The 11,298-nt window shown below is 53.4% G+C and carries 10 protein-coding genes; 3 read left to right on the top strand and 7 right to left on the bottom strand.

Annotated features, from left to right (window positions below; genetic code table 11):
* The first annotated feature begins 133 nt into the window (after nucleotides 1-133).
* Together AXE65_RS05145 and AXE65_RS05140 are read left to right on the top strand one after the other, a co-directional pair.
* Nucleotides 134-2,134, top strand: coding sequence for a TonB-dependent siderophore receptor (locus AXE65_RS05145; RefSeq protein ID WP_239685033.1), 2,001 nt, complete (start codon nucleotides 134-136; stop codon nucleotides 2,132-2,134).
* Between the two features lie 310 nt (nucleotides 2,135-2,444).
* Nucleotides 2,445-2,888, top strand: coding sequence for a hypothetical protein (locus tag AXE65_RS05140; protein ID WP_068389019.1), 444 nt, complete (start codon nucleotides 2,445-2,447; stop codon nucleotides 2,886-2,888).
* A 21-nt stretch (nucleotides 2,889-2,909) separates the two neighbouring features.
* Here the strand turns inward: AXE65_RS05140 and AXE65_RS05135 are convergent, their stop codons facing one another.
* From AXE65_RS05135 to AXE65_RS05115, 5 genes are all read right to left on the bottom strand, one after another.
* The gene (locus AXE65_RS05135; RefSeq protein ID WP_068389016.1) at nucleotides 2,910-5,330 is read right to left on the bottom strand and encodes a heavy metal translocating P-type ATPase; all 2,421 of its coding nucleotides are present in this window, start codon (nucleotides 5,328-5,330) and stop codon (nucleotides 2,910-2,912) included.
* A gap of 59 nt (nucleotides 5,331-5,389) precedes the next feature.
* Nucleotides 5,390-5,923 carry a FixH family protein gene (locus AXE65_RS05130; protein ID WP_068389013.1) on the bottom strand — a complete coding sequence of 178 codons (534 nt, stop codon included), beginning with the start codon at nucleotides 5,921-5,923 and terminating at the stop codon, nucleotides 5,390-5,392.
* A 9-nt stretch (nucleotides 5,924-5,932) separates the two neighbouring features.
* Complete coding sequence (ccoG, locus tag AXE65_RS05125) at nucleotides 5,933-7,339, bottom strand: cytochrome c oxidase accessory protein CcoG (protein WP_068389010.1); 1,407 nt, start codon at nucleotides 7,337-7,339, stop codon at nucleotides 5,933-5,935.
* 110 nt (nucleotides 7,340-7,449) lie between these two features.
* Complete coding sequence (locus tag AXE65_RS05120; RefSeq protein WP_068389007.1) at nucleotides 7,450-7,839, bottom strand: SirB2 family protein; 390 nt, start codon at nucleotides 7,837-7,839, stop codon at nucleotides 7,450-7,452.
* Nucleotides 7,833-8,618: a hydroxypyruvate isomerase family protein gene (locus AXE65_RS05115; protein ID WP_068389004.1), complete on the bottom strand. Its 786-nt coding sequence runs from the start codon at nucleotides 8,616-8,618 to the stop codon at nucleotides 7,833-7,835. Before AXE65_RS05115 ends, AXE65_RS05120 begins: the two co-directional genes overlap by 7 nt.
* A 191-nt stretch (nucleotides 8,619-8,809) precedes the next feature.
* Between AXE65_RS05115 and bfr the strand changes: the two genes are divergently transcribed.
* Complete coding sequence (gene bfr, locus AXE65_RS05110) at nucleotides 8,810-9,280, top strand: bacterioferritin (protein ID WP_068389001.1); 471 nt, start codon at nucleotides 8,810-8,812, stop codon at nucleotides 9,278-9,280.
* A 52-nt stretch (nucleotides 9,281-9,332) separates the two neighbouring features.
* Here the strand turns inward: bfr and grxD are convergent, their stop codons facing one another.
* Nucleotides 9,333-9,659 (bottom strand): Grx4 family monothiol glutaredoxin, encoded by a 327-nt coding sequence (gene grxD, locus AXE65_RS05105; RefSeq protein ID WP_068388998.1) that lies wholly within the window; start codon nucleotides 9,657-9,659, stop codon nucleotides 9,333-9,335.
* Between the two features lie 51 nt (nucleotides 9,660-9,710).
* Nucleotides 9,711-11,294 (bottom strand): hypothetical protein, encoded by a 1,584-nt coding sequence (locus tag AXE65_RS05100; RefSeq protein ID WP_068388996.1) that lies wholly within the window; start codon nucleotides 11,292-11,294, stop codon nucleotides 9,711-9,713.
* Nucleotides 11,295-11,298: the final 4 nt, after the last annotated feature.

The raw sequence follows: 11,298 nt of genomic DNA, 5'->3' as shown, positions 1-11,298 counted from the left end.
CTGATTTTCGAACGTTTGAAGTACCTATTTTTACCAGTCATATCAGGAAGTTATCATGCCATAAAAACATGTTTGCTTCCTAAGACCCATCGATATTTCCTCCACCGCCCTTGAAGAACGCGCCAACGGGCCGGTGCAGGGCTACCGCGCTACACGCAGCGCCACGGCCACACGCACCGACACGTCTATTGAAGAAGTGCCGCAGAGCATCAGTGTGGTACCAAGGCAGGTTATTGAAGATTTGGGCGATTCTCGTATTGACCGGGCGCTCGATTTTGCCGGTGGCGTTGGCAGGCAAAACGACTTTGGCGGCATGTCCAATGCCAGTTTCAGCGTGCGTGGATTTACTTCAGGCTTTAGTAGTGGCTCGCTGTTTCGCAATGGTTTTTCCGTCAATCGTGGTTATTACGCTGCTGATACCGCCACATTGGAACGTATTGAAGTGCTTAAAGGCCCTACTGGCGGACTGTTTGGCCGTGGCGATCCGGGCGGTGTTATCAATATGGTCAGCAAGCGCCCGCAGAATGAGACCTTTAACCGTCTTAAATTCAGCGCCGGACGCTGGGACAGATACCGCGTCGATTGGGATAGTAACGCCGCATTAACAGAAGACGGCCAGCTACTGGCGCGTGTCAATCTGGCAACGGAAACCCGCAAAAGTTTTCGTGATTACGTTGATATGCAGCGGCAAATGGTAGCTCCGGCCGTGACTTGGCATCTCACTGAGCGCACAAGGCTGCTGCTCGATAGCGAATTTACTCGCACTGACAATGTTATGGATAGAGGTATTCCATCGGTAAACGGCCAATTAGGCGGGGTTAAGCATTCGACCTTTTTGGGTGAGCCGGGCGATGGAAAACTGCGCTTGACGACCAGTTTGCTACAGCTTTCGCTGGAACATGATTTCCAGCCGGATTGGACGGCACGCCTCGCCGGACAATATCTTGACAGCCGAATTAAAGGCACGGTGACGGATGTTCTTTTTTCCGGGCCGCTTTTTGGCACAGATACCATGAGTCGCCGCTACAATCCTAATGATATGCGCCACCATAGTTTGATAATGCATGCAGAAGTTTTCGGTAAGTTTCATCTCGCAGGCATGCAGCATCAATTATTAGCCGGTATTGAAACAGAAAACTGGCGGCAGGATTATTACAATCATTTCAGTGCGACCAATTCAGATCCTTCCTTGCCACCCTCTTTTCCCATCAATATTTATAATCCAATCTATGGCGCGGCAAGACCTGCGACAACACCCAGTTATAGCAAAAATCAAGTCAAAAGTTACGCGCTTAACCTGCAAGATCAGATCGATTTTAACGAACATCTTTCTGGCTTACTGGGTTTGCGCTTAGAAAATATTAAGCAGCAGCGTAGCAATCCTTTAAACAATGATAAAGCCAAGCAAGATAAAGACGTTGCTGTACCACGCGCAGGAATTACTTATAAACTCAACCATCAAGTTAATTTATTTGCCGGTATAGGCACGTCATTTACCCCCAACAACCCAAATTATAATGGGCAAATACTTAAAGCCGAAAAAGGCTTAGGCTATGAAGCCGGAGTAAAACTGGACTTATTGGAAGGTCGCTTGGGCGCAACCTTGGCAACCTTTCATATCACTAAAGAAAATGTCGCTAATCCTGACCCGACCAACCCCGGTTTTTCCATTACCGTAGGCGAAGTACGCAGCCAAGGGATTGATGCGCAAGTTAGCGGAAAAATTGGCGATAATTTTAATCTAATAGCCGCTTACGCCTTTATTGATGCCAAAGTCACCCAAGACCAGCGTGTAGGTTACAAGGGCAGCCGCTTGGGTGGAATCCCGCATCATAGTGGTAGTGTTTTAGGTATTTGGGCGTTTCAGGAAGGGTTGAATGTAGGTGCTTCTGTCAATTATGTGGGTCAGCGTGAATTTTCAACGGGCATACAAGCGCCTTATAAAGGTGCAGGACTGCCAAGTTATACCACATTGGATTTTTTAGGCAGTTGGGAAATTTTGCCCAATGTAACAGCGGGTATAAAATTAAATAATGCACTGAATAAAAAATACTATGAGCGCAGTTCAAGTCATAACTGGATTACTCCTGGCGAGCCACGTAATTTAAATTTCAATCTGCTGATTAGTTTTTAAAAACGGCTTTAACATTTCAACCGCGCAGTGCTTGGCAAGACTGCGCGGCTTTCTATTGCCTGCCATCCGTGCTTTGCCGGGTACGCCTTAACTCGCTGGACAGCTTAGGCGCAAATCGGGCAAGATAATCCGTCCTAAGGAAGGGATTAAGCACCGCCCACGCAAGCATGGGCCCTGCGCCTTGCTGCGAGCTAAGCAGTTGCGAAAATCAAGCAGACAGAGGCGGCAGTAGCCCCTGCTGGTGCGCACCAAGCAAGCCTTATGGTGCGTTTTTAATCGCTTTGTTTAATTTAATTAAGGCAGGTGATTTATGTTTAAACAAGAGGCAGACAGTAATTGGCCGTACCGCTTGGTATTTTTTAAAGTATTGTTGCTGCCGATTATTGGCGGAATAATTTTTTTAGCAGGCGTGATGCTTTATTCCTGGCACAACACCGGGGGTATTTGGCGAGGGTTTATCGAACGCGACTCAATAGTATCAGTGGCTTTGGGTGGAGCCTTGTTTTTCCTGCCATCGGCTATTGCCATTGCCTTGGTGGTTAGTGGGCTGCGCCTTTACCGCAGTTTATTGACCAGTATGTCGGTATCCATTATGGCGGCTATTACCCACTTTCTCTGGTGGGTATTTTGCGATAAATATATCACGCCCTCTTTATTGGTATTGGAATCGGTTTATTTATTGCTACCCTTGACCTTGGCCTATGCCGCTACCGCACAACTGGTATTGCCGAAAAAAGAAGACGATTTATTTTAATCGTTTTGCTAAGTGCAGCACTTAGGTTATCCTAAGTTCAATATGGGTTTTACCAAGACGCAGCGCATTAAGCACCACCACCAACGAACTGATGGACATGCCCAGCGCCGCCCAAGCGGGAGTAATTAAGCCCAAAGCAGCAAAGGGCAGCATCAGGCCGTTATAGAGCGCCGCAAAGACGAGGTTTTCGATAATCACGCGGCGCGTACGGCGGGCGAGATTAAAGGCAAGCGCCAAGGTTGCCAGATTGCAGTTAAGCAGCACCGCATCGGCATTGGTCTTGGCTAAATCCGTCGCGCCGCCCATTGCGATACTGATGTCGGCGGCGGCGAGCGTGGGCACGTCGTTAACCCCATCGCCCAGCATCAGCACTTTGCGCCCTTTTGCACGCAGCTTGCCCAAGATCGCGAGCTTGTCATCGGGGGTTAAGCCGCCTTTGGCCTGCCCAATGCCCAAGGTCGCCGCCATTTCGGCCACTTGCGGCGAGCTGTCACCAGACAGCAGCAGGGTTTCCCAGCCACGGGCTTTGCAGTCTTCAACCAATAATTTCGCCTCGCTGCGCAGACGGTCGTCCAACACCAGCCAAGCCAGTGGCGCGGTTTCATTACCCAGCAGCAGCCACTGGCCGCTACTTTTGGGTTGTGGGGGGATGGGCTGCGCGGACAGTTCGCAGACAAAAGCCGCCTCGCCGATACGCAGCCTTTGCCCGTCCATCTGGCCTTCCAGTCCACGTCCGGGGATGTTCTGTACGTTTTCAACGGTTTTTTCGGCGCGGCCAAAAGCACGGGCGATAGGATGTTCCGAGCGATTTTCCAGTGCTGTCGCCAGTCGCAGGCAATCATCGACCGATAACTCGCCCAGCGGGCGGATTTCGCGCAAAGATAGCTTGCCTTCGGTCAGCGTGCCGGTTTTATCGAAAATCACCGTGTCGATATGAGTTAAACCTTCCAGCACATGGCCGCGTGTTAATAGTAATCCCAGCTGATGCAGATAACCGGTCGCCGCGGTCAATGCGGTCGGCGTTGCCAGTGATAGCGCACAGGGGCAGACGGCAACCAGCATGGCGAGCACCACCCAAAAGGCACGCGCCGGCTCAAGATTAAGCCAGAACAAAAAAGTCGCCGCCGCAGCAAGTAGCGCAAATAGCAAAAACCACTGCGCGGCACGGTCTGCCAGTTCCGCTAGGCGCGGCTTATCACTTTGCGCCCGTTCGAGCAGGCGGACGATGGCAGAAAGCCGCGTATCCGTGCCCAACGCCTGCACTTTGACGCAAAGCGTGCTTTCTACATTGAGCGTACCGGCGGTGACGCAATCGCCCACCTTGCGCGGCTTGGGCAGGTATTCGCCGGATAAAAGGGACTCATCGATGCAAGATGAGCCATCGGTAATCTGCCCATCGGCGGGAATCACCGCGCCTGGCAGTACCTGCACGAGGTCGCCGATATTAAGCTCACGCAGCAGGATGCGCTGCGTCTTGCCGTCGCTGCCTTGCCGCAAGCAGGAAGTCGGCAGCAGATTGACCAGGCCCGCCGTCGCCTGTGCGCAGCGTTCGCGTGCGCGGCGTTCCAGATAGCGGCCCGAGAGCAAAAACAGGGCGAACATGCCCACCGCATCAAAATACAGCTCGCCCTGCCCGCTTATCGTGCTCCAAATACCGGCCAGATAGGCTCCGCCAATGGCCAGCGAAACGGAAACATCCATGCCCAGATGCAGGCTGCGCAAATCGCGCAGTGCGCCTTTAAAAAACGGCGTGCAACTGTAAAAAACAATCGGTGTAGTCAAAAACAGGGCGACCCAGCGCAGAATGTGGTGCAGTTCGGGCGAGAGGTCTAAGTTAAATTCCGGCCAGGTCGCCATGGTCGCCATCATTGCCTGAAACCAGAGCAAACCGGCCACACCCAAACGACGCAAGGTCTGGCGATTTTCTTCGGCGAGCGTGGCGCTCGCTTGGTCTGGCTCAAACGGATGCGCGGCGTAGCCGATTTGTTTAAGCCTTGCCAGTATCTGCGATAACGGCAAAACGGCGCTCTGCCAGCGCAAATGCAAGCGGTGATTGGATAGATTAAGCCGCGCTTCGGCAACGCCCGATAAACGTCCAAGCTGCTGCTCAATCAACCAGCCACAGGCCGCGCAGCTTACCCCTTCGACCAGCAAGGTGATTTGCTGGTCATCGCCTTGGTTATGGACAAAAGACTGCTGCACATCAAGGCGGTCGTACAACTCCAGTTCATCTTGCAACTGTTGCGGCAAGGCTTCGGGATTGATTGCGCTTTCACTTCGGTGCCGGTAGTAGCTTTCCAGGCCCGCATCGACAATGGTTTGCGCGACCGCTTGACAACCCGGGCAGCAGAAACGGCGGGTTTGCCCCAGCACTTGTCCGCAAAACGGCGCGCTGCCGGTAATCGGCAGGCCGCAGTGGTAGCAAGGTTCGGGTTTGCTCATCGGGTAGTTTTTACTACTCTCCCCAGCCTCTCTCCCGCTGGCGGGAGAGAGGGGTAAAGTTATGGCGCAGCCGGGGCGGTTGCCCCGGCCAGCGGTTCGTCGCCGAGCAGCAGCGTTTGGCCGTGGACGATCTGCTCTTCTTCAAACAAGCGCCAGTGCTTTTTGTGCGGTATCTCCATGCCAATCACTTCGACAAAGCGCCTTCCAGAGACGGGATGCGGCAGTTGTCCGTAATAGCGGTTTAACGCGATATGGGGTTTGAGCGCGATATGCAGGTCTTGTTCGGGTTGGGTGGGGGAAATCAGATTCAGCTCCAGTGCATCGACTTGTTCTGTATTAAGCTGCACGCGGACTTCGCCGGTCAGCTCATCAAAAACCACTTCGGCACGAATATTAAGGTCTCGCGCCAATTGTTCGCGCGCAAGCGAACGGTTGATGCCCTTGCCCGCGTCGTAGTAGTTATCCACCACCAGACTATCTTGCGTTTGTATCGCCAGCACCATCAGATGCAGACACAATACGATGGTGCCGCCCAGCATGCCGATAATGATCCAAGGCCAGCGGTTTTGATACCAACGGGTAGAGTGCTCCATAACCAGTCCTTAACGCAGTAGTGGGCCGATAAAGCGGGTTTTCGCTTCGGCCTTGATGGAGGGGGCGTCGATGCTTTGCAGTGAAAGCCAGACATCGTTGGTGGTCGAGGGCAGTTGCTCAGGTGATATGGCAAGCTGCACGGGCAGGTTGATAATTTCCCCGGCGGCTACGGTTAATTCCCGTTCGCCGCCTAATTGCAAACCCTCCATCCCGCGAACGGAGAGCACATAGCTATGTGCCTTTTGGTCTTTGTTCATGATTTTTAGGCTGTAGACGTTTTCAATCCGTCCTAGCTTGTCTTCACGGAACAACACGCGGTCTTTGCTGACATCAAGTCCGACCAGCGGACGCAATACCACGGCCATGCTGAGTGCGCCCATCATCAAAAGCAGCGCAAGCGCGTAGCCAATCAAGCGCGGACGCAGCAGTTTGGTCTGTTGGCCGGACAGATTGTGCTCGGTGGTGTAGTTAATCAGCCCGCGCGGGTAATTCATCTTATCCATAATGCTGTCGCAAGCATCGATACAAGCGGCGCAGCCGATACACTCGATTTGCAAGCCGTCACGAATATCAATGCCGGTCGGGCAGACCTGCACGCACATGGTGCAGTCGATACAGTCACCCAAGCCGCTGGCTTTGTAGTCGGCGGTCTTTTTGCGCGGCCCGCGGGTTTCCCCGCGGCGTGGGTCGTAGGAAACAATCAGCGTGTCTTTATCAAACATCACGCTCTGAAAACGCGCGTAGGGGCACATATAGATGCACACTTGTTCGCGCAGCCAACCGGCGTTGCCGTAAGTGGCGAGGGTAAAAAACAGTACCCAAAAATACGCCCAGCCACTCGCTTGGCCGGTAAAAAAATCGATACAGAGTTCGCGGATGGGCGAGAAATAACCAACAAAAGTTAAACCGGTGATAAAGCCAATCAGCAGCCAAAGGCTGTGTTTGGCGCATTTGCGGGCGAACTTTTGTGCCGACATTTTGGCTTTGTCCAGCTTGATACGCTGATTGCGATCGCCTTCGGTAATTTGTTCGCACCACATAAAAATCCAGGTCCACACGCTTTGCGGACAGGTATAACCGCACCAAACACGTCCGGCGAATACCGTGATAAAAAACAAACCGAAGGCACAGGTAATCAATGCGCCGGACAAAAGGATAAAGTCTTGCGGCCAGAAGGTCGCACCAAAGATAAAGAATTTGCGTTCCGGCAGATTCCACCAAACCGCTTGATGGCCGTCCCAAGACAGCCAAACGGTGCCGAAGTAGAGCAAAAACAAAAACGCGGAGCCGCCACGGCGTAAATTGCGAAACAATCCGCTAAAGGCGCGGGTGTAGATTTTTTCACGGCTCGCGTAAAGGTCTGCCCCCTCTTTGGGTGCTGGCGTAATGTCCTTGACCAGAATGTGCTCGCTCATCAGGCTTAACTCAACACTTGGAAATAATCGCTGTATCAGCGGAATTATCTTTTTTGTGCAGTATAGGTCTGCGCTCCCCGCCCCGCGTGCGGCGCACAGTCGCGCAGGGTTTAAATCAGTAAAAAGGTCAAAAACCCCAGCGGATGATGGGTTTTGGCAACGCTTAACATCATGGCAAAGCAGCCAAGCGCCAGCACAAAGAAAAACCACTTTCGGCGGCGCAGCGCCAAAATACCAAAGCCAATATAGACGAGTAGCAGCGCGAGCTTGACGCAAAGCCAAGGCTGCATAAGCGGATTGATTTGCAGTGCGCTGAGCAACAGCAGTGCGCTGCCAAGCAAAGCGCTGTCAATCAGCTGACTGCCGATGCGCACGCCGCGGCGCAGCGGCCACTGCGTACCTAACAAGAGGCTAAAACCGCGCACGGCAAACAGGCTGCCACTGATTAAAACCAGCATTACATGCGTGGTTTTTATCGGCAGATACCAAGCCATCAGCATGGTTTGGCACGCCAGCTTATCAGCCAGTGCAAGCTGGCCTTGGTATCGCCTGCGGGCCGGTATTCAGCCGCCAGCCAGCCGTTGTAGCCGTTTTCCCGCAACGCCCGTTTGGCGGCGGCAAAATCAATCAAACCGCTGCCCGGCGCACCGCGACCGGGGCAGTCGGCAAACTGCACATGGCCGATATGCGGCGCGAGTTGTGTAATCACCTTGGGCAAATGCAAACCCTGCCGCGCCATATGGTAGAGGTCGAGCAAAACCTTCAGATTGGGCTGATTGACCGCTGCCAGCAGTTCAAGTAACTGCTCAGGCGTGCTAATCAGGCTGCCGTGCATTTCCTGTGGGCTGACCGCTTCGACCAACAGACGGATACCCAATAGTTCGCACTCACGGGCGGCCACTTGCAGATTTTCGATGAGCGTTTGCCAGGCCGTTTCCCTTGATATGCCCGCCAGTAATCGCCCCGCCAGTACATTAAGAAAACGCGGACGCACCATTGCCGCGTAGTGCAGCGCCTGTTTTAGCGCCTCATTAAACGCCGCCTGCCGCTGCGCCGTGGCAGCAAGTCCAGCGCCGCCTTCCAATAAATCCCCAGCGGGCAGATTAAACAGCACTAAAGGCAAATCGGCCGCCTTAAGCGCTTCTTTTAATTGAACGGCGGGCAGTGAATAAGGAAATTGTATTTCCACCCCATCAAAACCCGCCGCTTTGGCGAGTAGCACACGTTGATGCAGCGGCGCTTGATTAAATAACCAAGAGAGATTGGCAGCGATTTTCATTGCGTCTTTTATCCATCCTTGCAAGGTGACCTTCGATATAGCATGCGGCTTTTAAAGTGGCAATAAGAATATTGAAAAGCGCTCGCATTAAGATTTAATTTTATTTATTTTTCAATAGTTTATGCTTTACAAATCGCCACTTTCTGCTTACACTTGCCGAGCGTAACAACCCCTTGTCACAGGTAGCAAAAATGAAAGGCGATAAACAAGTTATTCAACATCTTAATAAGGTTTTGGGTAACGAACTGATTGCGATTAACCAGTATTTTCTGCATGCGCGCATGTATGACGACTGGGGTCTTGGCAAATTGGGCAAACATGAGTTTGGCGAATCCATCAGCGAAATGAAGCACGCCGACAAAATCACTAAGCGTATTCTGTTTTTAGAAGGTCTGCCCAATCTACAAGACTTGGGCAAGCTGCATATCGGTGAAAATACCGAGGAAATGCTTAAAAGCGATTTGGCGCTCGAAATGCGTGCCACTGCCGATTTACGCAGTGCCATTGCTTTATGTGAAAGCTTAAGCGATTACGTTAGCCGCGATTTGCTGGAGGACATTTTGGAGTCCGAAGAAGAGCATATCGACTGGCTGGAAGCCCAACTTGGCTTGATTGAAAAAATGGGGCCGGAAAACTACCTGCAATCGCAGATGACGGACTAATTCCGCTGCAAATAAAAAGCCCCGCTCTGGCGGGGCTTTTTATGGTTCGTTATCAGGCATCGGTTGCTGCGGTCGCCGATTGAATCAGCGGCAGCAGTTCGCCTTTTTCGTGCATTTCCAGCAGGATGTCACTGCCTCCGACCAGCTCGCCTTTTACCCAGAGCTGCGGAAAGGTCGGCCAGTTGCCGTATTGGGGCAAATGGGCGCGGATTTCTGGATTTTGCAGGATATCCACATAGGCAAACTTTTCACCACAAGCCATCAAAACCTGCGCGGCACGGGCGGAAAAGCCGCACTGTGGCGCGTTGGGCGAGCCTTTCATGTACAGCACAACGGGGTTGTTTTCGATTTGCTCTTTAATGGTTTGCATAATGTCCATAACGGGAACTCGACTGGCTTGGGGTATCAGCGGGAACGCGATTTTAGCAGCTTACGGGCGGCAGTGCGCTGGCGCCAGTACGTCTTGTGCCGCTTGCCGGGTCATCAGTTGCAACTCATTGACATTGCTTGCGGTAAAGACCTGCCCGCCGGTCGCCGCCGCCAAACAATTACCCGCACCTGTGCCCAGGATGTCCACCACGTTGATTTTTAAGTAAGGCTTGCGCCGCGCCAAGTCACGCGCAACGGCACAGGGGTCTTGATTGCAGCTTTCCTCGCCGTCAGAAACCACCAGCATCACCGACTCGCGGCTTACCCCGTCAAGCATGGCTCCGGCACGTGAAATACCATCGGCCAAGGGCGTACCTTCCATGGGTACTACGCCTTTTAAGCGGCGCAGTAGCTGGCCGCGTTGTGCGGGCGGAAAGAAGCCTACGCTGCGTGCACCCGGACAGCGCTCAACCAGCACCAATCCGGCATTGACATCTTTAGGCAGTTGTTCAACGAGCGCGACGGTCGCTTGCCTTGCGGTGGTAATGCGCTTGGGCTCGCGGAAAATATGCTGCATGGTATTGGGTGCGCGCGAACCCAGCAGAATACCGGTCAATAAATCGGCAGCGCCTTGCACGGCGCTGGCTTTTTGGATTTCCTCCGGCGTTGCCAGCATGCTGATGTCCATTGAGCCGGAAGCGTCAAACACAATCACCATTTCCGGCGCGAGTTCCGGCGGGCGTTCCTCCGGGCAGAGGTCCTTAGCCTTGCTAATCATCTGCTCCTTGCAGTGTTGCAGTAGTTTTTGCGTGACTTGCGCGCTCAGCTCACGATTTTCTTTTAACAGAGGTTCGTCTTTCTGCAATTGCTGTAGCGCCTTGCAATCGTTGCCCGCCTGCTTGATGCGCTCGCGCAATTTTGCCAGCGGATCCGGCGGGGGCAGCGGCTTAGGTGGCTCGGGCGGCGGAGGCAGCTCTACCGGCGGTTCGGGTGGCTCGGGCGGCTGGATGGGTTCTTCCTGCGGCGGCTCGATAACCGGCTCTTCGATGGTTGGCGGCTCTTGTATCGGCGGTAGCGGCTCAGCTTTGGGCGTGCGGCAGTACAGCCACCAAAGCAACGCGGCGAGTAGTGCCAGTAATGCCAATAACAGCAGCAGCCAAAGCCACCAACGGCGTTTACGTGGAGGCGGCGCTTGAATCAGCGGCGCTTCGGGCGGTTTGGGTGGCTCGCCACCTCCCCAGGCGGTGATAACCGGCTGGCCGTCCACTACGTAGATATTTTTTTCTTGCGGTGTACGTGCCGCGAGTTGCAACAGTCTGCGTAGCCGCTCGGTTTGCTCACTGCTGTCTTCGCCGGGTACATACAGGCTGTCTGCGGCCTTTTGCACCGCCTGCAAGCGTTCTGCCAACAAACGACGCGCTTCGGCGGCTTGTTTGGGGTCTTCTACATCCAGTTGATATAAAGAGCGTGCTTGCCCGCCTAATTCGCTGTACCACTCCACCACGCCGTCTTTAGCCTGCTTGGGCTTGGCGTACATATTGACGGTAGAAGGTGGCAGATAACGGCTCAGTATCTGCCTTAAATCGGCATAACCGTCCAGCGCTTCACCTAAGTTTTGACCTGACAGGCGGGCAATGCGTTGCATGATA

Source organism: Ventosimonas gracilis (assembly GCF_001580025.1).
GTDB lineage: Bacteria > Pseudomonadota > Gammaproteobacteria > Pseudomonadales > Pseudomonadaceae > Ventosimonas > Ventosimonas gracilis.
Note: the sequence above shows the minus strand (reverse complement) of the source record. Positions and strands in the feature narration are given on the sequence as shown.

What these genes read in the sequence shown, in the direction of transcription:
- AXE65_RS05135 (WP_068389016.1), bottom strand. Translation starts at nt 5,330, where the DNA reads ATGAGCAAACCCGAACCTTGCTACCACTGCGGCCTGCCGATTACCGGC.
- AXE65_RS05140 (WP_068389019.1), top strand. Translation starts at nt 2,445, where the DNA reads ATGTTTAAACAAGAGGCAGACAGTAATTGGCCGTACCGCTTGGTATTT.
- ccoG (WP_068389010.1), bottom strand. Translation starts at nt 7,339, where the DNA reads ATGAGCGAGCACATTCTGGTCAAGGACATTACGCCAGCACCCAAAGAG.
- AXE65_RS05100 (WP_068388996.1), bottom strand. Translation starts at nt 11,294, where the DNA reads ATGCAACGCATTGCCCGCCTGTCAGGTCAAAACTTAGGTGAAGCGCTG.
- AXE65_RS05120 (WP_068389007.1), bottom strand. Translation starts at nt 7,839, where the DNA reads ATGCTGATGGCTTGGTATCTGCCGATAAAAACCACGCATGTAATGCTG.
- grxD (WP_068388998.1), bottom strand. Translation starts at nt 9,659, where the DNA reads ATGGACATTATGCAAACCATTAAAGAGCAAATCGAAAACAACCCCGTT.
- AXE65_RS05130 (WP_068389013.1), bottom strand. Translation starts at nt 5,923, where the DNA reads ATGGAGCACTCTACCCGTTGGTATCAAAACCGCTGGCCTTGGATCATT.
- bfr (WP_068389001.1), top strand. Translation starts at nt 8,810, where the DNA reads ATGAAAGGCGATAAACAAGTTATTCAACATCTTAATAAGGTTTTGGGT.
- AXE65_RS05115 (WP_068389004.1), bottom strand. Translation starts at nt 8,618, where the DNA reads ATGAAAATCGCTGCCAATCTCTCTTGGTTATTTAATCAAGCGCCGCTG.